Genomic DNA, 21,573 nt, shown 5'->3' with positions numbered 1-21,573 from the left:
AATGAACCCCAGCCTGACTGATTCACCCGCGCTGTCACGGCGCGGCGTCTTGAAAATCGGCCTGTGTGCCAGCGCCTTCCTCGCCACCGCCGGGTTGGGCGCCAGCCTCAGCGGTTGCTCCAGCAGTACGCCAGCCAGCGGCTTTGCGATGTTGCGCACCAGCGACTTGCCGTTCTTGCGGGCTGTAATCCCGGTGCTGCTAGAAGGAGCGGCCAGTGCCGAGCAAGTGCTTGCCGGTATTGAGGACACCCTGAAAAAGCTCGATTACAGCCTGCAGCACTTGTCGCCCGAAATGTTCAAGCTCACCCAGCAATTATTCGACGTACTGGGCATGGGCATTACCCGCGGCCCGCTGACCGGTATCTGGGGCAGTTGGGAAAACGCCAGCAGCGAACAGATCCGCAATTTCCTGCACCGCTGGGAAAACAGTTACCTGAACCTTTTGCGCATGGGCCAGGGCTCGCTGCTCAAACTGGTGATCATGGCCTGGTACTTCCGGCCCGAGTCCTGGGCCCATTGCGGCTACCCCGGCCCGCCCAAGATCTAGCCTGGGCAATCCCCCAAGATTGCATCTTCCGACAAGAATAAGAGAGCACACCTATGCCCGTACCCGATCTGTTCCGCGACGGCCTGGCCCGTGGCTGGAAAACCCACAATGGCGCCGCCCTGGATAACGACCTGACCCTGGAAGCGGATGTCGCCATCATCGGCAGCGGCGCCGGGGGCGGTACCACCGCCGAAATCCTCAGCGCCGCCGGCTACAAGGTGTTGCTGATCGAAGAAGGCCCGCTTAAGACCAGCAGTGATTTCAAGCTGCTGGAAGACGAAGCCTACGCCAGCCTTTACCAGGAAGGTATCGGCCGCATGAGCAAGGACGGCGCTATCACCATCCTGCAGGGCCGGGCGGTGGGCGGTACCACCTTGATCAACTGGACCTCCAGCTTTCGCACCCCTGACGCTACCCTCGCGCATTGGGCCAGCGAATATGCGGTCAAAGGCCACAGCAGCGCCGAAATGGCGCCCTGGTTCGAAAAAATGGAACAGCGTCTGGGCATCGCGCCGTGGGCGCTGCCGCCGAATGCCAATAACGATGTGATCCGCAAAGGCTGCGAAAAGCTCGGCTACAGCTGGCATGTGATCCCGCGCAATGTGCGCGGCTGCTTCAACCTGGGGTATTGCGGCATGGGCTGCCCGGTCAACGCCAAGCAGTCAATGCTGGTGACGACCATCCCGTCCACCCTGGAAAAGGGCGGCGAACTGCTTTACCTGGCCCGCGCCGAACGGCTCACATACAGCGGCGACACCATCAGCAGCCTCGAATGCGTGGCCATGGACGAACGCTGCGTAGCGCCCACAGGGCGCAAGATCAGCGTGAAAGCCAAGCACTATGTGCTGGCGGGCGGCGGTATCAATAGCCCGGCCCTGCTGATGCGCTCGGACGCGCCCGACCCACACTCGCGGCTGGGCAAGCGCACCTTCCTGCACCTGGTCAATTTCTCCGCTGGGCTGTTCGACGAGGTGATCAACCCCTTCTACGGTGCGCCGCAATCGATCTACTCCGACCATTTCCAATGGCAGGACGGCACTACCGGCAAAATGTCCTACAAACTGGAAGCACCGCCCCTGCATCCAGGCCTGGCGAGCACCCTGTTTGGTGGCTATGGCAACCAGAACGCCCTGGACATGAACCAATTACCCCACACCCACGCCATGCTCGCCCTGCTGCGCGACGGCTTTCACCCCGACAGCCCGGGCGGTACGGTGGAGTTACGCGGTGACGGCACCCCAGTGCTCGACTATCAGGTCTCGCCCTACGCCTGGGACGGCCTGCGCCGGGCCTTCCACAGCATGGCCGAGATTCAGTTCGCGGCGGGGGCCAAATCGGTCAAGCCCCTGCATCACGACGCGCGCTTTGTGAACAACTTGGCCGAAGCGCGCAGCGTGATCGACGGTCTGAGCCTGGAACTGCATCGCACCACCCTGGGCAGCGCCCACGTGATGGGCGGTTGTGCCATGGGTGAAGATCCGAAAAATGCCGTTGCCGACAGCCTGGGTCGCCATCATCAGTTGCGTAACCTGTCGATCCACGATGGCTCGCTGTTCCCCACCAGCATTGGCGCCAACCCGCAATTGTCGGTGTACGGATTGACCGCGCAACTGGCGAGCGCATTGGCCGAACGTCTGAAAACGGCATGAAAAGACAGGGTATTCACGTTATCTATCTACATAAGTCGACTTGGCCCACCGGTAATGCTGCGATACCATCCGGTTCCCCAACGGACTCCGCCAGGACGACGCGATGAACCGAGTGTTGTACCCAGGTACCTTCGACCCGATTACCAAAGGCCATGGCGATCTGGTCGAACGCGCCTCTCGCCTGTTCGACCATGTGATCATCGCGGTCGCGGCCAGCCCCAAGAAAAACCCGCTGTTTCCCCTGGAACAACGTGTGGAGCTGGCGCAAGAGGTCACCAAGCACCTGCCGAATGTGGAAGTAGTGGGTTTTTCGACATTGCTGGCGCATTTCGCCAAGGAGCAGAACGCCAATGTGTTCCTGCGTGGCCTGCGTGCGGTGTCGGACTTCGAATACGAATTCCAGCTGGCCAACATGAACCGCCAATTGGCGCCGGACGTGGAAAGCCTGTTCCTCACGCCGTCGGAGCGTTATTCGTTCATTTCCTCGACGTTGGTTCGTGAAATCGCTGCTTTGGGCGGAGATATCACCAAGTTCGTGCATCCAGCTGTAGCTGATGCACTGACATTGCGCTTCAAGAAGTAAGACTCATTGTGGCGAGGGAGCTTGCTCCCGCTGGACTGCGCAGCAGTCCCAATCCTTTCATCCCTCACCACAGAGACAGGCTCGCACTGCGGGCGCCAATGCGGCACAATTGCGCGCATTAGTTTTCAGATGCCTTGGCAGAGTGCCCTGGCAGGAGTTTCCATGTCCCTGATCATCACCGACGATTGCATCAATTGCGACGTCTGCGAACCCGAGTGCCCGAACGCCGCCATTTCCCAAGGCGAAGAGATCTACGTGATCGACCCCAACCTGTGCACCCAGTGCGTCGGCCACTACGACGAACCGCAGTGCCAGCAGGTATGCCCGGTCGATTGCATTCCTCTGGACGAGGCACACCCTGAGACTGAAGAGCAGTTGATGGAGAAGTACCGCAAGATTACCGGTAAGGCCTAAGCCTCTTTATGGCCCGTAAAGGCCTCATCGCGGGCGAGCCAGCTCCCACACTTGGATATGTGAATACTTCAAATGTGTGAGCTGGCTTGCCCGCGATAGCGATATCAGCCCTCACCCAACCATCAGCTCTGACACCTAGGGCAAAAAACACTCGCCCGCTGCCCCAGCACCACATTGCGCAGCTCAGTGCCGCAGACCTTGCACGCCTCGCCGCCCCGGCCATATACGAACAGTTCCTGCTGGAAATACCCCGGCTGCCCATCGCCACCGATAAAGTCCCGCAACGTGGTACCGCCCCGCTCGATGGCAGCGGCCAGCACCCGCTTGATCTCAATCGCCAGCTTCAAATAACGCCCGCGTGAAATTCCCCCGGCGGCGCGGCGCGGGTCAATCCCCGCTGCAAACAGCGCCTCTGTCGCATAGATATTGCCCACGCCCACCACCACCGCGTTGTCCATGATGAACGGCTTCACCGCCATGGACTTGCCGCGTGACAGCTGGAACAAACGCTCGCCATCAAACAGGTCGGTCAACGGCTCCGGCCCCAGCCGCATCAGCAACTCATGGTTGTGCGGGTCGAGGCTCCAGAGCATCGCACCGAAGCGCCGCGGGTCGGTGTAGCGCAGGGCCATACCCGATTCCAGCTCGATATCCACATGTTCATGCTTGGCCGCCGGCATACCTACCTCAACCAGGCGCAAGTTGCCCGACATGCCCAGGTGGCTGATCAAGGTGCCCACTTCGGCATTGATCAACAGGTATTTGGCCCGGCGCTCCACCAGCACGATGCGCTGCCCCGACAGGCGCACATCCAGGTCTTCCGGAATTGGCCAGCGCAGGCGCCGCTCACGCACTACCACGCGGCTGACGCGCTGGCCTTCCAGGTGCGGGGCAATGCCGCGTCGGGTGGTTTCGACTTCTGGTAACTCGGGCATGTGTACCTCTTGAATGACGGGTCAGTGCGCGCCCAGTTCGCGGATCGACAACTTCAGGCTCTCGAAGTCGTAGTCCGACAGGCCCACGTAATCCAGCACCAGATGGCCGATGGCATTCCACTCATGGTCCACCGCCTGGTTACCCAGTACGCGATAGGACGAACAGATATGCTCGGCCATCTTCAAAATTGCCAGCAGGTTCTTGAGCTGCGGGTTGCGCGACGTCTCATCGCTGAAAATCGCCAGGACGTTATGGTGATTGGCGATGGCGTCGGTGACATGCTCCGGCAGGCGCCAGGATTTGGCGGTGTAGTAGCCGACCACGGCATGGTTGGTGTGGAACGCATTGTTCTCAGTATCGACCACGCGGCAATCAGGGCCGGCGTTGGCGTAAGCCTGTTCCAGCACGGACATGTAGTTGGGGAAGCGCTTGAGCATCAACGGCACGCCGCAATCGTGGAACAGGCCCAAGGCATAGGCCTCGTCGACGGTTTGCGAGCCGGTGCGCTTGGCCAGTGTGAGGCAGGTCATGGCCACATCCTGGGCGGTGTCCCAGAAGCGGTTGAGGGTGACGATGGTGTCGTCGCTCATCTCGCCCTTGATCGACTGCGCGTTGATCAAGTTGATGATTGAGCGGCTGCCCAACAGGTTTACCGCGCGCTGGATCGATGCAATTTTGTTGCTCAGGCCGTAATACGGCGAATTGACGATCTTGAGCAGCGCGCCGGACAAGCCCGGGTCCTGGGAGATCAACCTTGCAATCACTTCCAGGTCCGGGTCGGGCATGTACTGCTCCATCTGCAAATCCACCATGATTTGCGGTTGAGGCGGCACGCTGATGCCTTGCAGGGCCTGTTGGATCTGCTCGGCGGAAAGCTCTTGGGACATAAGTACACACTCTGGGCTAGGCGCGAATTCTACCCCTTATGCAGATGTGGCCGACACCCAAAAACCCAAGTGAAACCCGATCGAATGTGGGAGCTGGCTTGCCTGCGATAGCATCACCACCGTACGTCTGATACACCGCACCGCCCGCATCGCAGGCAAGCCAGCTCCCACATGAAAGAGTGCGCAAAGGGTATACTCCCGCTCTTTTTTCCGGAGCGACGTCATGTCCCTGCCAAGCCTGCGTCTCAAAGCCAACGCCGATCGTCGTTTGCGCAACGGCCACCTGTGGGTCTACAGCAACGAAATCGACGTGGCCGCCACCCCACTCCACGGCTTCCAGGCAGGCGACCAGGCTATCCTGGAAGCGGCCGGCGGCAAGACCCTGGGCATCGTGGCCATGAGCCCGAACAACCTGATCTGTGCCCGCCTGCTGTCGCGCGACATCAAGTTGCCGCTGGACAAGTCGCTGCTGGTACACCGCCTCAACGTGGCTCTGTCGCTGCGTGACCGCCTGTTCGACAAGCCGTTCTACCGCCTGGTCTACGGTGATTCCGACCTGCTGCCGGGCCTGGTGGTCGACCGTTTCGGCGACATCCTGGTGGTACAGATCGCCTCGGCGACCATGGAAGCCCATAAAGAAGACGTGATCGCTGCGCTCACCCAGGTGCTCAAGCCCAGCGGCATCCTGTTCAAGAACGACTCCGCCGCGCGTGACGCCGAAGGCCTCAACCGCTACGTCGAAACCGTGTTCGGCCTGGTGCCGGAGTGGGTGGCGCTGGAAGAAAACGGCGTGAAATTCGAAGCCCCGGTGATCCAGGGCCAAAAGACCGGCTGGTTCTACGACCACCGCATGAACCGCGCCCGCCTGGCCCCGTATGCCAAGGGCAAGCGTGTACTGGACCTGTACAGCTACATCGGCGGCTGGGGCGTGCAAGCCGCCGCCTTTGGTGCCAGTGAAGTGTTCTGCGTCGACGCCTCCGCCTTCGCCCTCGACGGCGTAGAGCGCAACGCCGCGCTGAACGGCGTTGCCGAGAAGATGACCTGCATCGAAGGCGACGTCTTTGAAGCGCTTAAAGAACTGAAAGCCAGCGAAGAACGCTTCGACGTGATCGTCGCCGACCCACCGGCCTTCATCAAACGCAAAAAAGACATGAAAAACGGCGAAGGCGCCTACCGCCGCCTCAACGAGCAAGCCATGCGCCTGCTCAGCAAAGACGGCATCCTCGTCAGTGCTTCTTGCTCCATGCACCTGCCGGAAGACGACCTGCAGAACATCCTGCTGACCAGCGCCCGCCACCTGGACCGCAACATCCAGATGCTCGAACGTGGCGGCCAAGGCCCGGACCACCCGGTGCACCCAGCGATTGCCGAAACGCGCTATATCAAGAGCATTACGTGCCGGTTGTTGCCCAATAGCTGATGGCGTTCCCCTGTAGGGACTTACGGGTTCCTACAGGTTTTCAGGAAATGTCGTACTGCCCCAGGCTTTGACTTTCAGTAGCGCAGACTCGATCCGCGCCCCTCTCATGGAACCGAGGCTCGCGCATGTCGAAGGCAATTACACAGGCTGAAAAACCGTTCTTGGTTTTCTGGCTGATGAGCATGACTTTGCTGGGCGTCTTCCCCCTTGACGTCGTACTGCCCTCCTTTCCCGCCCTGGCGGAACACTTCCATACCTCGACCACCCATATCGCTCGATCCGTCAGCCTGTTCGCCATTGGGTTTTCCTGCTCAATGCTGCTGATCGGCCCGCTGTCCGACAGGGTCGGCCGCAAGAAGTTACTACTGGTCAGTATGGTAGTGGCCATCCTGGGTGCAGCCGGGTGTCTGGCCGCCAGAAACACACCCCAATTCCTGTTCTTCCGAGTCATTCAGGCCATAGGCTGCGGTGGTTTCATACTGTCCCAAGCGCTGGTGCAGGACCTTTTTTTCGGCAGGGAACAGGAGCGGTTGCGCATAGCAATGGCCACGGCCGGAGGCATCTTCATCTCGATTTCCCCGGTGCTGGGCGCATGGCTGCAATTGCACTGGGGATGGAAAGCCAGCTTCTACGCGTTTATCGCCCTCTGTGCCGCGACGTGGATTATGGCTCACCGATTACTGCATGGCGGCTTCCCTCCAACCGCGCCAAGCGAGCGGGGTATTTTCAGGGCCTACGCCAAGGTTTTCGCCAACAGACATTTCGCCAGCTACGCCACGATCTCCGCGATCACCTTCGCCTGTCATTTCTCATTCATCGTTGTGTCACCGCTCATTTTCATGGACCAGTTAAAGCTGTCACCCCATGAGTACTCATTGACCTTGCTTCTCTACGGCGCCGCCTACGTAGTGGGTGGCCTCTGTGCAGGCGTCCTGCACAAACGGCTGCCGGCGGCTACCCAGATGGCAGTCGGGCTGGTTCTGATCGCTATCTCTGGCGTGGTCATGCTGCTATTGGCTTACCTGTTCGGCTTATCAACCCCGACAGTGTTGGTGCCCATGCTGCTCTGCACGGCGGGCACCACCATCACCCGGCCCATTTCCAACTCCAAGGCCATGAGCCTGTTTCCAGACAATGCGGGAGCCGCGGCTTCCGCCGTTGCGGCAGTGCTGTTCATTGCTGGCGGCTGTATCAGTGCGTTTATCAGCACCTTTACTCACCAGTTGAGTACTGCGCTTGGCTTGTGTTTTCTGATTCTGAGCCTCGCCGCCCTTGCGTTGAACTCATGGGCACGGCGCCACCCGCACGTCCTGTAGCGGCTAACTTCAAGGTTGCGCCCATTCCCTCCAGCCGCCAGCGGTGTAGAATCGGCCCTATTCATCGCCAGTCATCCCCCGGCGGGTTTATGAGCTCGAGGCCCAAGCAAGCGGCGATCCCGCGACGCGAGTGGCAACTTCCGGACACACGGCCATTTTCTGAGTGTTCCAGTCGTCAATTAGAAGCTCACTCCCCTTTAGTACTTGATTAGCCGCCCGGAGTGCTCCAATGCCTGATTACCGCTCGAAAACATCCACCCACGGCCGCAACATGGCCGGTGCGCGCGCGCTGTGGCGTGCCACGGGGATGAAAGATGACGACTTCAAAAAGCCGATCATCGCGATTGCCAACTCGTTCACCCAATTCGTGCCGGGCCATGTCCACCTCAAGGACCTGGGCCAACTGGTCGCCCGCGAGATCGAACGCGCCGGTGGCGTGGCAAAGGAATTCAACACCATCGCCGTGGACGACGGTATCGCCATGGGCCATGACGGCATGCTGTATTCCCTGCCGAGCCGCGAGATCATCGCCGACTCCGTGGAGTACATGGTCAACGCCCACTGCGCCGACGCCATTGTGTGCATCTCCAACTGCGACAAGATCACCCCCGGCATGTTGATGGCTGCCTTGCGCCTGAACATCCCGGTGATCTTCGTCTCCGGCGGCCCGATGGAAGCCGGCAAGACCAAGCTCGCCTCCCACGGCCTCGACCTCGTCGACGCCATGGTGATCGCCGCCGATTCCAGCGCTTCTGACGAGAAGGTCGCCGAATACGAGCGCAGCGCCTGCCCGACTTGTGGTTCGTGCTCCGGCATGTTCACCGCCAACTCGATGAACTGCCTGGTGGAAGCCCTGGGGCTCGCCTTGCCGGGCAACGGTTCCACACTGGCCACTCACAGCGACCGTGAGCAGTTGTTCCTGCAGGCCGGCCGTACCATCGTCGAGCTGTGCAAGCGTTACTACGGCGAGAACGATGAGTCGGTGTTGCCGCGCAATATCGCCAACTTCAAGGCGTTCGAAAACGCCATGACCCTGGACATCGCCATGGGCGGTTCCACCAACACCATCCTGCACCTGCTGGCCGCCGCCCAGGAAGCCGAGATCGATTTCGACCTGCGCGACATCGACCGCCTGTCCCGTCACGTGCCGCAACTGTGCAAGGTCGCGCCGAACATCCAGAAGTACCACATGGAAGACGTGCACCGCGCCGGCGGGATCTTCTCGATCCTCGGTTCCCTGGCCCGTGGTGGCCTGCTGCACACTGACCTGCCGACCGTGCACAGCAAGTCCATCGCCGAAGGCATCGCCAAGTGGGACATCACCCAGACCGACGACGAAGCCGTGCACACCTTCTTCAAGGCCGGCCCGGCCGGTATCCCGACCCAGACCGCGTTCAGCCAGTCGACCCGTTGGGACACCCTGGACGCCGACCGTGAAAACGGCTGCATCCGCAGTGTCGAGCACGCCTACTCGCAAGAAGGCGGCCTGGCCGTGCTGTACGGCAACATCGCCCTCGACGGCTGTGTGGTCAAAACGGCAGGCGTGGATGAGTCCATCCACGTCTTCGAAGGCCGCGCCAAGATCTACGAAAGCCAGGACAGCTCGGTACGCGGCATCCTCGCGGACGAAGTCAAGGAAGGCGATATTGTGATCATCCGCTACGAAGGCCCTAAAGGCGGCCCGGGTATGCAGGAGATGCTTTACCCCACCTCCTACCTGAAATCCAAAGGCCTGGGCAAAGCCTGCGCCCTACTGACCGACGGCCGTTTCTCCGGCGGTACTTCGGGCCTGTCCATCGGCCACGCTTCCCCGGAAGCCGCTGCCGGTGGCGCGATTGGCCTGGTGCAGGATGGCGACAAGGTGCTGATCGACATTCCGAACCGCTCGATCAACCTGTTGATCAGCGATGAAGAACTGGCGGCACGCCGGGTTGAGCAGGACAAGAAAGGCTGGAAGCCAGTGGAGAAGCGCCCGCGCAAAGTCACCACCGCATTGAAGGCCTACGCGTTGTTGGCCACCAGTGCCGACAAAGGTGCGGTACGCAACAAAGCCATGCTCGACGGCCTGTAAGCCCCGTGCATAAAAAAGCCCCGCCAGGTGCGGGGCATTTTTATGCCTGGCCAAAACCTCCACAACACCGAGGATCAACTGTGGGAGCTGGCTTGCCTGCGATAGCTATAGGCCTGCCGGTGAGTTCTTGTTTGGCACACCGCCATTGCGGGCGAGCCAGCCCCCGCATTGGATATAGGTAATCTCTTAGAACTGTGGTGTATAGGTCATGGTGAACATCACATTGCGTGGGTCCCCGTAGTAGTTGCTGCCCCAGTTCGCGTTGTAGGCCGGGATGTAATACTTCTTGTCGAACATGTTGTTCAGGTTTGCCGCCACGGTGAATTCCTGGTTGATCTTGTAGGCCACCCGCGAATCCCACAATGCATTGCCCGGCACGCTGAACGTACGGTCATAGGCTTCGGTGCTGCTTTGCGCGGTCACACCGGCACCCACGCTCCAATGTTGCCAATCGCCCGGCAACTGGTAATCACCCCAGACCTTGAGCAAGTGCTTGGGGGTCCAAGTGCTGAAAATCTTGCCTTCGTAGGTGTCGTCCTTGAGGAATTCAGTGGTGTTGTAGGTGTAGCTGGAGGCCAGCTGCAGGCCTGGCAGCACCTCACCACTGAGTGTGGCTTCAAAGCCTTGGCTGCGGACCTTGCCAGAGGCGACCGAGCAGTACCAACCATTGCAGTTCATTGGCCCTTGCAGGTCCTGCACGCTACGGTTTTCCTGATCGTAACGGAAGATCGCAAACGAGGTATTGAGGCGCCCGTCAGCCAGCTCTCCCTTGATGCCCAACTCGTAGTTTTTGCCCTCGATAGGCTTGAGCAGGGAGCCGGAGGTGGTCAGGTTGGTTTGCGGCTCAAAGGCATCGGCATAGCTGGCGTAGGCCGACCACTGCTCGTTGAGCGCATAGACCAGGCCGGCGTAGGGCGTAACCTTGCCATTGGACTGGGTGGTATTGTCTTGCGGGGCACCATATGTGCCTTTGAAACCACTCTGGCCAATGTAGGAATAGTCATACCAACTGGTACGCGCACCGACGATCAACGTCAGCGGGTCCAGGACTTTCACACGCCAGGTACCATAGATGCCTTTCTGGCGAATGTCATACCAGCTCTTCGAGGCGGCACCCTCTTGGAACAATTGGTACTTGTCGCGCTGTGGGCGGTTGTGGTCGATGTTGAAGATATCCGCGCCGGGGTTTGAAGCCCGTGCCCACTGGTCGTCGGTGGTGAGCTTGGAATAGTTGGCGCCCAGCACCACTTCCTGCTGGAAGCCCAGCCCCTCAAACTTGCCGTTTACATACACATCCGCGCCGCGGCTCTTGGTATTGAAGTCGGTGATCCAATCTACATAGGGCACAGCGCCACCGCCGACGGGTACCGTGTCCCACGTCGCCTGGTAGGTTGCGTCGTTGTGCTCATCCATGGCTACCAGTGCGGCTTTCACTTTCCAGTTATCGTTGAAGCGGTGCTCGATGTCGGCAAACACCTGAGTCTGATTGTTGACGCTGCGGTTCCAACTGGCGCCGACAAATGTCGAACGCGGCAGACCGATATCACTGCCGTCGGCATAACGGGGCAACGACATGAAGTTGGGGCGCGAATGGCCCTTCTGGTTACTGATGCCCAGGCCGACGGTGGTGTCGGGAGTGAAATCGTAGTCGACGGCGCCATAAACCGTCTGGTTCCAGCCGCCCGCATAGTCGACGAAGGAATCGGTGGTGTCGTAATCCGCCACGAAGCGTCCGCGCAAGGTGCCTGCGGCGTTCAGCGGGCCACCGACATCGACCTGAGTGCCGTAGTGGTCCCATGAGCCAGCCTTGGCGGTAATGGTCGCCGTCGGCGCTTGCTGCCCGCGCTTGCGCACCAGGTTCATGGTGCCGCCGGGGCTGTTGGCACCTTGCAGCAAGGCGGCCGGGCCGCGCAGCGTCTCGACGCGGTCGTAAATGGCCATGTTTTCGGTGAGATAGCTGCCCAAGGTGTAAGTGTTACGTGGAATCCCCACACCGTCGTATTGCAGGGTGCCAACCTCGAAGCCACGGGAGAAGATGAACATACCGGAGCCGGGAGACTTGGTCGCTGTCAGGCCGGGCGTGCGCTTGACCACTTCAGAGAGCTTGGTGGTGTTCTGATCATCCATCTGCTTGCGGGTCATGACGCTGACCGACTGCGGGATGTCCTTGAGTTTTTGCTCGCCCTTGCCCAGGGTCACGGCCCCCGTGGTGTACGAGCCCGTGCCTTCGGTGGTGACGCCCAGGCGTTCGGCCGTGATGGTGGTGGCGCCCACTTCCAGGGCTGAACCTGGTACCACACGTTTTTCCAGGGTGACGGTATCGGCATTGATAAACGCCGCGCTCAGTCCCGTGCCGCCGAGCAGTTGCCCCAAGGCTTCACGCTGCCCCAGGTTGCCCTTCACACCCGGCGATATCACCCCCTGGGTCAACTCCCCATTCACTAGCACCTGAACCCGCGTCACCGCCGAGAACGCCGCCAGCGCAGCGTCCAGGCCCTGCCCGGGAATATCGAAGCGGTAGGTCTGGGCCTGGTTGGCCTCAGCGGCCTGCAGGTACGACGGCGCGATACAGCTAGCCAAGGAAATGGCCAAGGCCAGCAAGGGCCGTGTGGCGAATCGGTGTGCCATGAATGGTGCTCCCCGGTACAAAAGTCTGTGATCGGCGCCGCACTACTTGAGAGTGCTTACTATTTACGCCTCAGTGATCAAGGACGATGGCTTGCGGGGAAACCCTGAAAATATTTTGAGAAATTGCCGTCAGGACGCATTGCCTTCACGCAACACCAGCAAATACGGGGTGTAGTGCTCGGCACGCAGGTTGAGGGTGTATTCCAACGCCTTGAGCACGGCATCGGGTTTGTCGATTTCGAACACGCCGGACACTACCCGACTGCGCAACGCATCACCGAGCACCAGCGTCTTGCCGGGCCAGTAACGGTTCAGTTCAGAGACCACCACCGACAAAGGTTGCTGACGGAACACCAGTTGCCGCTGACGCCAGGCAAAGCCGCTGGCCGGGTCGAAACCGTGGACGTGTGCAAGGTGCCGGTCCTGATACTCCACGGCCCGCCCCGGTTCCAGATAGACCGGCGTGCCGCTCCCTGCACTGACTTCAACCTTGCCCTGCGCCACCTGCACACGCGTCTGGTCATCACGCCGCGCCACACTGAACTGGGTGCCGACCACTCGCACCCAGCCGTCGCCCGACTGCACCACGAAGGGCCGTGCGGGGTCCTTGGTCACATCGAAGAAACCTTCGCCACGCAGCAAACGAATCTGCCGCTCACCCGCACTCATGCGGATTTGCACCGCACTGTCGGTGTTGAGTTGAAGGTGGGAACCATCGGCCAGTTCAATGCTGCGCGACTCGCCAGTGCCAGTGGCGTAGTCGGCGCGCAAGCGGTCAAGCCAGGGAGTGTTCTGCACGGTCAGGCCCACGGCCAGCAACACGGCAGCCGCATACGCCCAGCGCCGCAGCGGTGTACGCCAGGTGGCCTGCTCGGCACGGCGAATGACGCGCGCCGGCTCACGCAGGCCGCCGAGCATCGCCTGCACTTCCTGCCAGGCATCATCCTGCGCCTGGCCCTGACCGAGCCACGCAGCAAAGGCGTCCATTTCAGCCGGGGTCAAGTCCTCGGCGTGCAGGCGGAAATACCAGCCGGACGCCTCTTCGAACAACACATCAGCAGTAGGCAGGGCAGTCATTACCGACGTCCTTGTGCATCGCAGGCTAGGCGCGTCTTGATGTACCCACGGCATTCAATCAAGGCGCGACGCAATTGGTATTCCACACTGCGCGGGCTGATCGACAGGCGTTCGCCAATCTCGCGGTAGGAAAGCTCGTCGACATGATAGAGCAGGAAGATCTGCCGAGTCGCCTCGGGCAGGCCCAGGATCGCATCCTGCATCAGTTGCTCCTGCTGATAGGCGGCCAGTTGTTCGTCGGCACCGGGGTTGCTGCAGGGCAGTTCTTCGCTCGGTGCGCCGGCATCCAGACGCTCGCGGCGGATAGCCTGGCGCTGGTGGTCGCGCACCAGGTTGCTGGCAATGGTGAAGAGGAACGCGGGTAGGTTATCGATCTTCTCGCCGGACTCCAGGCGCGCCAGGCGCAGGAAGGATTCCTGGGTCAGGTCGGCAGCCACCTGGGCGCTGCCGGTGCGGCGCGTGACGAAGGCTTCGAGGGCTTTCTTCTGCTCCGCGAACAGGCGCGCGATCTGCGTATTCCAGGAGGACACAGCACTACCTTGAGAAGAACGGACGGTTCAGGGAGTGCGCACGCTAGCAAAGAATGAGATTAGTTCGCAATTGATATCTATTTTGCCTTTGAGTCTGCGGTGTTCTTAAGACCGCCTTCGCGGGCAAGCCCGCTCCCACAGTTGACCGCGCCCAACATGAGAATGCGGTCGACGGTGGAAGCTGGCTTGTCTGCGATGCAGTGACTAGGTCTTACTGGATCTCTTCCGGCTTGACGATCACCCAGTTCTTGTCCGCCGTCACCGGCAGCCCTTCCTTGGCTTGCGCCGCCGCGTGCTTGGCGATCATGCCGTTGAGTTGGGTCATGTACTTGTCTTTGCGGTTGATCCACAGGTGGACGCCGCCCTTGGCCACGTCCACATCGTGGAACAGCATGTAGCCGTCGCTGGTCGGTGTGTCACCGCCGACAATCACTGGTTTTTTCCATTCGTCGATGTAGGTGAGGATCGCCGCGTGCTTGCCGGCCATCCAGGTCGCCGGGGTCCACAGGTAGGGGGTCAGTTCCAGGCCGAGGTTGCTCTTCTCGTCATACTTGCCGGCAGTGATCTGTTTGCGTGCGGTGGTCAGCTCGCCGGTCTTGCGGTCCTTGAGCATCGTGGTCACGCCGATAACGTTCTGGGGTTTGACGTTGTAGCCGTACTTCGGATCAGCCGCGACCATGCGCACCAGCTCCTCGGACGCGGCGGTCATCACATAGACCTCGATGCCGTTTTCCATCAGTTTGTTGTACAGCTCGGCCTGGCCGGTGAAGACTTTCGGCGGCTGTACCTCGGATTTTTTCACCACGTCGCCTTCGAAATAGCTGACCGGCACGGGCTTGCCGGAGGCCATCAGTTCGTCGACCTGCACTTTGAGTTCCTTGAGGGTGAAGCCGGAAAAAATCTGCGCAACCCAGGGGTAGCAGACCATGTCGTCGACTTCGCACAGGCGATAGTAGTAGCTGAACAGACTTTCCTTGTGGTCGGCGGTGTCTTTGAAGGGGATAAGCTTGAGCGAAGGGTCCATGGTTTCGCGGGTGATCAGGCCCTTGTTTTCCATGAATGGCAGCAAGGACTCTTCAAGGTCGTAGCGGTAGCTGGTGTTGTCCATGTCGAACACCGCGTAGTTACCCTTGTTGGCGTTGGCGGCGATCATTTCGTTGAGTTGTTTGGCGGCAGGTGCCGGCCAGTGTTTCAACTCGGTGGCGGCAAACGCCTGGCTGGCGAGCCCGAGGCAAAAGGCGGCGGATAACAGTAGTTTCGGCGCGAGCTTCATAGGCGTTGTCTCCCTCAAGTGAAAGACATCGACGCTAACAAATCCGTATGACAGTTATCGCCCGAGCGCGACCGCTGACGTCGCGATTGCGCCAAGCGCATACGCCTGGGCGTCAAACGCTTATTCCAAAAACGACAGTCACCATTCCATATTGGTATTAAATCAATATATTTCAAGCTGTTAGGCTTCCCGGTTCGCAATCGCAGGCTCACGCGATTGGCTGCCTTCTCAACGGAGCTTCAATGAATCTGCCCTTGATTCTCAATTTATTGGTGTTCGTGGCCCTGTTGCTGGGCCTGGCACAAACCCGCCGTACCCACTGGAGCCTCGCCAAGAAGGTGCTGTTCGCCCTGGTGCTGGGCGTGCTGTTCGGTGCGGCGTTGCATACGATCTACGGCGACGGCAACCCGGTGCTCAAAGCTTCGATCGGCTGGTTTGACCTGGTCGGCAACGGCTATGTGCAGCTGCTGCAAATGATCGTGATCCCGCTGGTGTTCGCCTCGATCCTCAGTGCCGTGGCGCGCCTGCACAACGCCTCGTCCCTGGGCAAGATCAGCTTCCTGACCATCGGCACGCTGCTGTTCACCACGGCCATCGCTGCCCTGATCGGCATCGGCCTGACCAACCTGTTCGGCCTCACTGCCGAAGGCCTGGTGGCCGGCACCCAGGAAATGGCGCGCCTGCAAGTGATCCAGAGTGATTACGCAGGCAAGGTTGCCGACCTGAATATCCCGCAGTTGCTGCTGTCGTTCGTACCGGCCAACCCGTTCGCCGACCTGGCCCGGGCCAAGCCGACGTCGATCATCAGCGTGGTGATTTTCGCCGCGTTCCTTGGGGTTGCCGCGCTGCAACTGCTCAAGGACGACGTGGAAAAAGGCCAGAAAGTCCTTAACGCCATCGACACCCTGCAAGCCTGGGTGATGCGCCTGGTGCGCCTGGTGATGAAGCTGACCCCCTACGGTGTGCTGGCGCTGATGACCAAAGTGGTCGCCGGTTCCAACCTGCAAGACATCATCAAGCTGGGCAGTTTCGTGGTGGTGTCGTACCTGGCCCTGGGCCTGATGTTCGTGGTGCACGGCCTGCTGCTGTCCTTGGCCGGGATCAACCCGCTGCGCTTCTTCCGCAAGGTGTGGCCGGTGCTGACCTTCGCCTTCACCAGCCGCTCCAGCGCTGCAAGCATCCCGCTGAGCATTGAAGCGCAGACCCGTCGCCTGGGCATCCCGCAATCCATCGCCGGCTTCGCCGCCTCGTTTGGCGCGACCATCGGCCAGAACGGTTGTGCCGGTCTTTACCCTGCGATGTTGGCGGTGATGGTCGCGCCGACTGTGGGCATCAACCCCTTGGACCCGCTGTGGATCGCGACCCTGGTGGCGATAGTGACCTTGAGTTCGGCGGGCGTTGCCGGCGTGGGCGGCGGTGCGACCTTTGCCGCGCTGATCGTGCTGCCAGCCATGGGCTTGCCGGTGTCACTGGTGGCGCTGTTGATTTCCGTGGAGCCGTTGATCGACATGGGCCGCACGGCGTTGAACGTGAATGGTTCGATGACGGCGGGGGCGATTACCAGCCAGATCATGGGGCAGACGGATAAAGCGTTGCTGGATGCCGATGAGCATGCCGAGTTAGCGCAGGTCTGATAGACCGCTATCGCAGGCAAGCCAGCTCCCACATTTAATGTATTCACACATCAAACTGTGGGAGCTGGCTTGCCTGCGATGCTTTTAGGCTTTTTCCCACACCTCGAAGTTGTAGGCCGGCTTATCACCTTCAGCCGGATTCTCGACATTCGACACCAGCTTCCACTGGTTCCCATCAAACTGCGGAAACCACGCATCCCCTTCCGGGCTCAGCGCCACGCGGGTCAGGTATAAGCGATCGGCCTGTTCCAGCCCCTGCGCATACAACTGCGCGCCGCCGATCAGCATCAGCTCGTCCACGCCTTGCGCCTTGGCCCATTCCTCAGCGCGCTCGACCGCTGCACCCAGTGACGGAAAAACTTCCGCACCTTCCAGCACAAGATCGGTCTGACGGCTGACCACCAGGTTCAAGCGCCCCGGCAGCGGTCGGCCCAGGGAATCCCAGGTCTTGCGCCCCATGATGATCGGCTTGCCAAGGGTGGTGGCTTTGAAATATTTGAAATCCCCCGGCAAATGCCAGGGCATGCTGTTGTCGACGCCGATCACACGGTTTTCACCGAGGGCTGCGATCAGGCTTAAAGGGAGAGTTTTTTTCATGGCGACGAGAATACCAGAGCGGCGAGCCAGCGGTTATGCTCCAACCTCATCAACACGACAGGACGGCGCGTGACTGCACTGAACCCGCTGCACAGACTTTGGCTGACAGAAACCGTGCGCCTGCGCGAAGAACACGCCGGCCCCCTGGAAGACCTGGAAGCCAACCGCTTGGCCCGTACAGCCGGGGGCGACCTGGCCACGCGCATCCAGCAGCGTGCGCTGCACCTGGCCGAGCGCGATGGTTTGGCCGCCGCACTCAGCCGCTGGCTGCAAGGCGCACGCCTGGCGCTGTTGTTACTGGCGGCGGTCGCCGTCATCAGCGGCGCCGGTTTGGCGTTCGCCGCGCTGGGTAATGGCCTGGCCGCGGTGAATGTGTTCTGGGCCTTGGGCAGCCTGCTCGGCCTGAACCTGATCTTGCTGATCAGTTGGGCCCTGGGCCTGCTGTTTGCCGGCGAACACAGCGCCAGCCTTGGCCGGCTGTGGTTGTGGCTCAGCGAGAAACTGGCCCGTGACGCCAAGGCCGCGCAACTGGCCCCGGCGTTGTTGCTGTTGCTGCAACGGCAAAAACTCAATCGCTGGGCGGTGGGTGTGCTGGTCAACAGCTTGTGGTTGCTGGCCTTGCTCAGCGCCCTGGTGATCCTGCTGACCCTGCTCGCCACCCGCCGCTATGGGTTTGTGTGGGAAACCACCATTCTCGGCGCCGATACCTTTGTCGCCGTGACCCAGGCCCTCGGCACACTCCCGGCTCTGCTCGGTTTCAACGTTCCCACCGTGGAGATGATCCGCGCCAGCGGCGACTCCGCGCTGAATATCGAAAGCGCCCGCCAGGCCTGGGCGGCCTGGCTGGTGGGCGTGTTGCTGGTCTACGGCCTGCTGCCGCGGTTGATCCTTGCCTTGCTGTGCCTGTGGCGATGGAAACGCGGGCGCGCAGCGTTGCACCTGGACCTCAACCTGCCCGGCTACGCCCAACTGCGCGAACGCCTGATGCCCAGCAGCGAGCGCCTGGGGGTCAACGATGTGGCGCCCGAACACCTGCACCCGATCAGCGGCGGCGCAAGTGAGCTGGAGAGTGATGGCGCCTTGCTGGTCGCCATCGAACTCGACGACCAACACCCCTGGCCCCCCAAACTGCCTGCCAACGTCAAGAACGCCGGCATCCTCGACAGCCGCGAATCACGCAACAAACTGCTGGAGCAACTCAGCCGTTTCCCACCCGCGCGCCTGGCCATCGCCTGTGACCCGCGCCGCTCGCCCGACCGTGGCAGCCTGGCACTGATCGCCGAGCTGGCACGCAGCGCCACCGACACTCGCGTATGGCTGCTGCAGGCACCACCGGGCCAGGCGCTGGACGCCGAGCGCCTGGGCGACTGGCATGCCGCGTTGCAACAGCTTGAAGTGTCGTTTGCCGATTGCGCGCCGCTCACTTGGCTGGAGACAGGTCATGACTAAACCGCTGAAACTCGCCGTGGTCGGCCATACCAACGTGGGCAAAACCTCATTGTTGCGCACCCTCACCCGCGATGTCGGCTTTGGCGAAGTGTCCCATCGCCCCAGCACCACGCGGCACGTGGAAGGTGCACGCCTATCGGTAGATGGCGAAGCTTTGCTGGAGCTGTACGACACTCCCGGCCTGGAAGACGCCATCGCCCTGCTCGATTACCTGGAACGCCTCGACCGCCCCGGCGAACGCCTGGATGGCCCTGCGCGGCTGGCGCGTTTCCTGGAAGGCAGCGAGGCGCGCCAGCGTTTCGAACAGGAAGCCAAGGTGCTGCGCCAGTTGCTGGCCTCCGATGCCGGCCTGTACGTGATCGACGCTCGCGAGCCGGTGCTGGCCAAGTACCGCGACGAACTGCAAGTGCTAGCCAGTTGCGGCAAGCCGTTGTTGCCGGTGCTCAACTTTGTCAGCAGCAGCGACCACCGCGAACCGGACTGGCGCGAAGCCCTGGCCCGCCTCGGCCTGCATGCGCTGGTGCGTTTCGACAGCGTGGCACCGCCCGAAGACGGCGAACGCCGGCTGTATGAAAGCCTGGCCCTGCTGCTGGAAAACTCACGGCCGCAGTTGGAACGCCTGATCCTCGATCAAGAAGCCCAGCGCCAGGCTCGCCAGCAAAGCGCCGCCCGCTTGATCGCCGAACTGTTGATCGACTGCGCGGCCTGCCGTCGCAGTGTGACAACCGAGAATGAGCCCCAAGCCGTCAGCGACTTACGCAAGGCCGTGCGCCAACGCGAACAAAAGTGCGTTGAAGCCCTGCTCAAACTGTTCGGCTTTCGCCCACAGGACGCGGCGGCCAGCGACCTGCCGCTGCTCGACGGTCGCTGGGGCGATGACTTGTTCAACCCCGAAACCCTCAAGCAACTTGGCGTGCGGGTCGGCGGCGGGATAGCTGCCGGAGCCGCTGCCGGTGCTGGCGTGGATCTACTGGTCGGCGGCCTGACCCTTGGCGCCGCGGCCCTGGCAGGCGCTATCGCTGGTGGCGCCCTGCAAACCGCACGCAGCTACGGCAGTCGCCTGCTCGGCAAGATCAAGGGCCAGCGCGAGCTGACCGTCGACGACAGCGTATTGCGCCTGCTCGCCTTGCGCCAACGCCAACTGCTCAAGGCCTTGAACCTGCGCGGCCATGCGGCGATGCACAGCATCAAGGTCGACACGCCCCAGGACAAAACCTGGCGCGAGGGCAAACTGCCCGACGCCTTGAACAAGGCCCGCGCCTATCCGCAATGGTCATCCCTCAACCCTCACGCGAAACTAAGCCAGGCCGAGCGCCAGGAGCAGGTTGAAGCCCTGGCCCAACGCCTGGACCAGACCTGAACCGCCAATGCCTGCCTGTTCCGGGTTCATCACGCTTCTCCCCATAACCTGCGGATATTGCGCTCGGCCATGGCCGGCCCCACGCTCATCCCTACGCCGGTGTGCATCAAGGCAGCGCTGACGCCAGGTGCCGCCTGCACAAACGAAAACGGCCCGGGGCCGCGAGCGCCGTAGACGCCTTGCCAGCGCTCGACCACCTGGATGTTGCACCCCAGGGTCTGCTGCGCCAGCTCGATCATCCAGTCATCGATCTGCTCGGCATTGAAGGGCGTCGGGTCGCTGTCGTAATGGTGGGAATCGCCGATGATCAGCTCGCCATGGGGCGTGGGGCTTATCAGTAGGTGAATGCCGTGTTCCTGCAGATGTGGCGTTTCGCGCAAGATCTGCGCCTGCACCGCGGCCGCTTCCGGCAGGTCGGCAAAGGCGCCGTAGTGCACGCAACTCAAGCCGGTGAGCAGCGCGTGTTGCAGGTTCAGATTAAGCACCGGCCGCGCACGCAGCATTTGCAGGCGGCAGGTGTGCGGGTTGAGCGGGGCGATGGATTCGGCCAGCAGGGTCTGATAGTCGTGGCCTGAACAGACAACGATCTGCTCACCGCGAAAGCTGCCGGCCGTGCTGTGCAGCTGGCCCGGCTCTACGTCACGTACCAGCGTGGAAAAGTGAAACTCCACGTTCAGGTGCTGGCTCAGGTAATGGATCAGCGCCGGGATCGCCTCGCGGGAGTACAACTGCTGGTCATCCTTGCCATGCAGGGCGGCGCGGTGATGGCGGAACTGGCCGGCGTACAGGTCGTTCATGGCAGCGCCCTGCAGCAGCTCGACGTTGTAGCCGTGCTCCCGCGCGCGCCCGGCGCAGAAGGCTTCGAGCAGATGTTCTTCGGCTTCGGTGCGGGCGAACAGGTAGGAGCCATTGCGCTTGAGCGCCAGGCCCGCCGCTTGCGCCCACTGGCCCCAGATTTCGCGGCTTTCCCGCGCCAGCTCCAGCATTGGCCCTGGTGGTTGACCGGTGACCAGTGCCTGGCCGAAGTTGCGCACTGAGGCGCCCAATGGCGTGGCGCTGCGCTCGAACACCTTGACCTTGAGGCCGCGCCTGGCGGCAGCATAGGCATGGGAAAGGCCGAGGATGCCGGCGCCGACGATCAGTAAATCGCTGTGTTGTGTCATGACATGATGTTCCTGTCCTTGAGGCCGCAATCGCAGGCA

18 protein-coding genes are annotated in these 21,573 nt (G+C 61.4%); 10 read left to right on the top strand and 8 right to left on the bottom strand.

Features of this window, described 5'->3' with window-relative positions; genetic code table 11:
• The first annotated feature begins 1 nt into the window (after position 1).
• The 4 genes from GIV35_RS18965 to GIV35_RS18950 all read left to right on the top strand — a co-directional run bounded on the left by GIV35_RS18965 (position 2) and on the right by GIV35_RS18950 (position 3,193).
• On the top strand, positions 2-547 hold the full coding sequence (locus GIV35_RS18965) for a hypothetical protein (protein ID WP_034128957.1): 546 nt from the start codon (positions 2-4) through the stop codon (positions 545-547).
• A 53-nt stretch (positions 548-600) separates the two neighbouring features.
• A complete protein-coding gene (locus GIV35_RS18960) occupies positions 601-2,196 on the top strand; it encodes a GMC family oxidoreductase (protein WP_198715560.1) in 1,596 nt (531 codons plus the stop codon).
• Positions 2,197-2,299: 103 nt separating this feature from the next.
• Positions 2,300-2,779 carry a pantetheine-phosphate adenylyltransferase gene (gene coaD, locus GIV35_RS18955; protein ID WP_003195136.1) on the top strand — a complete coding sequence of 160 codons (480 nt, stop codon included), beginning with the start codon at positions 2,300-2,302 and terminating at the stop codon, positions 2,777-2,779.
• 162 nt (positions 2,780-2,941) lie between these two features.
• Positions 2,942-3,193: a YfhL family 4Fe-4S dicluster ferredoxin gene (locus tag GIV35_RS18950; RefSeq protein WP_003195146.1), complete on the top strand. Its 252-nt coding sequence runs from the start codon at positions 2,942-2,944 to the stop codon at positions 3,191-3,193.
• A 122-nt stretch (positions 3,194-3,315) separates the two neighbouring features.
• Here the strand turns inward: GIV35_RS18950 and mutM are convergent, their stop codons facing one another.
• Both mutM and GIV35_RS18940 read right to left on the bottom strand, forming a co-directional pair.
• Positions 3,316-4,128 carry a bifunctional DNA-formamidopyrimidine glycosylase/DNA-(apurinic or apyrimidinic site) lyase gene (gene mutM, locus GIV35_RS18945; protein ID WP_003195148.1) on the bottom strand — a complete coding sequence of 271 codons (813 nt, stop codon included), beginning with the start codon at positions 4,126-4,128 and terminating at the stop codon, positions 3,316-3,318.
• A 21-nt stretch (positions 4,129-4,149) separates the two neighbouring features.
• On the bottom strand, positions 4,150-4,962 hold the full coding sequence (locus tag GIV35_RS18940) for an HDOD domain-containing protein (RefSeq protein WP_177430956.1): 813 nt from the start codon (positions 4,960-4,962) through the stop codon (positions 4,150-4,152).
• A 277-nt stretch (positions 4,963-5,239) separates the two neighbouring features.
• Between GIV35_RS18940 and GIV35_RS18935 the strand changes: the two genes are divergently transcribed.
• From GIV35_RS18935 to ilvD, 3 genes are all read left to right on the top strand, one after another.
• The gene (locus GIV35_RS18935) at positions 5,240-6,436 is read left to right on the top strand and encodes a class I SAM-dependent rRNA methyltransferase (RefSeq protein WP_071490392.1); all 1,197 of its coding nucleotides are present in this window, start codon (positions 5,240-5,242) and stop codon (positions 6,434-6,436) included.
• 125 nt (positions 6,437-6,561) lie between these two features.
• Complete coding sequence (locus GIV35_RS18930; protein WP_223023084.1) at positions 6,562-7,752, top strand: MFS transporter; 1,191 nt, start codon at positions 6,562-6,564, stop codon at positions 7,750-7,752.
• Between the two features lie 229 nt (positions 7,753-7,981).
• Positions 7,982-9,823, top strand: coding sequence for a dihydroxy-acid dehydratase (ilvD, locus tag GIV35_RS18925; protein ID WP_213153236.1), 1,842 nt, complete (start codon positions 7,982-7,984; stop codon positions 9,821-9,823).
• A gap of 186 nt (positions 9,824-10,009) precedes the next feature.
• Here ilvD and GIV35_RS18920 read toward each other — a convergent pair whose 3' ends face one another.
• From GIV35_RS18920 to GIV35_RS18905, 4 genes are all read right to left on the bottom strand, one after another.
• Positions 10,010-12,451 carry a TonB-dependent siderophore receptor gene (locus GIV35_RS18920; RefSeq protein ID WP_105228873.1) on the bottom strand — a complete coding sequence of 814 codons (2,442 nt, stop codon included), beginning with the start codon at positions 12,449-12,451 and terminating at the stop codon, positions 10,010-10,012.
• A 129-nt stretch (positions 12,452-12,580) separates the two neighbouring features.
• Positions 12,581-13,528 (bottom strand): FecR family protein, encoded by a 948-nt coding sequence (locus GIV35_RS18915; protein ID WP_198716709.1) that lies wholly within the window; start codon positions 13,526-13,528, stop codon positions 12,581-12,583.
• Positions 13,528-14,058, bottom strand: a complete 531-nt coding sequence (locus GIV35_RS18910) for an RNA polymerase sigma factor (protein ID WP_105228875.1) — start codon at positions 14,056-14,058, stop codon at positions 13,528-13,530. Before GIV35_RS18910 ends, GIV35_RS18915 begins: the two co-directional genes overlap by 1 nt.
• A 211-nt stretch (positions 14,059-14,269) precedes the next feature.
• A complete protein-coding gene (locus GIV35_RS18905) occupies positions 14,270-15,331 on the bottom strand; it encodes a haloacid dehalogenase-like hydrolase (protein ID WP_233475067.1) in 1,062 nt (353 codons plus the stop codon).
• 242 nt (positions 15,332-15,573) lie between these two features.
• Between GIV35_RS18905 and GIV35_RS18900 the strand changes: the two genes are divergently transcribed.
• Positions 15,574-16,965 (top strand): L-cystine transporter, encoded by a 1,392-nt coding sequence (locus tag GIV35_RS18900; protein ID WP_044269628.1) that lies wholly within the window; start codon positions 15,574-15,576, stop codon positions 16,963-16,965.
• A gap of 84 nt (positions 16,966-17,049) precedes the next feature.
• Here the strand turns inward: GIV35_RS18900 and GIV35_RS18895 are convergent, their stop codons facing one another.
• Positions 17,050-17,562, bottom strand: a complete 513-nt coding sequence (locus GIV35_RS18895; protein WP_105228877.1) for a dihydrofolate reductase — start codon at positions 17,560-17,562, stop codon at positions 17,050-17,052.
• 69 nt (positions 17,563-17,631) lie between these two features.
• Between GIV35_RS18895 and GIV35_RS18890 the strand changes: the two genes are divergently transcribed.
• Positions 17,632-19,011, top strand: a complete 1,380-nt coding sequence (locus GIV35_RS18890) for a DUF2868 domain-containing protein (protein ID WP_197882791.1) — start codon at positions 17,632-17,634, stop codon at positions 19,009-19,011.
• Positions 19,004-20,371 (top strand): DUF3482 domain-containing protein, encoded by a 1,368-nt coding sequence (locus GIV35_RS18885; protein ID WP_034128968.1) that lies wholly within the window; start codon positions 19,004-19,006, stop codon positions 20,369-20,371. The genes GIV35_RS18890 and GIV35_RS18885 overlap by 8 nt, the downstream gene beginning before the upstream one ends.
• A 29-nt stretch (positions 20,372-20,400) precedes the next feature.
• Here the strand turns inward: GIV35_RS18885 and GIV35_RS18880 are convergent, their stop codons facing one another.
• A complete protein-coding gene (locus GIV35_RS18880) occupies positions 20,401-21,534 on the bottom strand; it encodes a TIGR03364 family FAD-dependent oxidoreductase (protein ID WP_223023086.1) in 1,134 nt (377 codons plus the stop codon).
• Between the last annotated feature and the right edge of the window lie 39 nt (positions 21,535-21,573).

Origin of the sequence: Pseudomonas sp. PA-1-6B, assembly GCF_021609545.1 — a bacterium.
In the GTDB taxonomy this organism is placed as follows: Bacteria; Pseudomonadota; Gammaproteobacteria; order Pseudomonadales; family Pseudomonadaceae; genus Aquipseudomonas; species Aquipseudomonas fluorescens_BV.
The sequence above is the reverse complement of the archived record's forward strand: the minus strand, read 5'-3'. Positions and strand labels throughout refer to the sequence as shown.

Bases quoted from the DNA above. Each gene is read 5' to 3' on its own strand.
- GIV35_RS18965 (WP_034128957.1), top strand. From the start codon at position 2: ATGAACCCCAGCCTGACTGATTCACCCGCGCTGTCACGGCGCGGCGTC.
- GIV35_RS18960 (WP_198715560.1), top strand. From the start codon at position 601: ATGCCCGTACCCGATCTGTTCCGCGACGGCCTGGCCCGTGGCTGGAAA.
- coaD (WP_003195136.1), top strand. From the start codon at position 2,300: ATGAACCGAGTGTTGTACCCAGGTACCTTCGACCCGATTACCAAAGGC.
- GIV35_RS18950 (WP_003195146.1), top strand. From the start codon at position 2,942: ATGTCCCTGATCATCACCGACGATTGCATCAATTGCGACGTCTGCGAA.
- mutM (WP_003195148.1), bottom strand. From the start codon at position 4,128: ATGCCCGAGTTACCAGAAGTCGAAACCACCCGACGCGGCATTGCCCCG.
- GIV35_RS18935 (WP_071490392.1), top strand. From the start codon at position 5,240: ATGTCCCTGCCAAGCCTGCGTCTCAAAGCCAACGCCGATCGTCGTTTG.
- GIV35_RS18930 (WP_223023084.1), top strand. From the start codon at position 6,562: ATGTCGAAGGCAATTACACAGGCTGAAAAACCGTTCTTGGTTTTCTGG.
- ilvD (WP_213153236.1), top strand. From the start codon at position 7,982: ATGCCTGATTACCGCTCGAAAACATCCACCCACGGCCGCAACATGGCC.
- GIV35_RS18920 (WP_105228873.1), bottom strand. From the start codon at position 12,451: ATGGCACACCGATTCGCCACACGGCCCTTGCTGGCCTTGGCCATTTCC.
- GIV35_RS18915 (WP_198716709.1), bottom strand. From the start codon at position 13,528: ATGACTGCCCTGCCTACTGCTGATGTGTTGTTCGAAGAGGCGTCCGGC.
- GIV35_RS18905 (WP_233475067.1), bottom strand. From the start codon at position 15,331: ATGAAGCTCGCGCCGAAACTACTGTTATCCGCCGCCTTTTGCCTCGGG.
- GIV35_RS18900 (WP_044269628.1), top strand. From the start codon at position 15,574: ATGAATCTGCCCTTGATTCTCAATTTATTGGTGTTCGTGGCCCTGTTG.
- GIV35_RS18895 (WP_105228877.1), bottom strand. From the start codon at position 17,562: ATGAAAAAAACTCTCCCTTTAAGCCTGATCGCAGCCCTCGGTGAAAAC.
- GIV35_RS18885 (WP_034128968.1), top strand. From the start codon at position 19,004: ATGACTAAACCGCTGAAACTCGCCGTGGTCGGCCATACCAACGTGGGC.
- GIV35_RS18880 (WP_223023086.1), bottom strand. From the start codon at position 21,534: ATGACACAACACAGCGATTTACTGATCGTCGGCGCCGGCATCCTCGGC.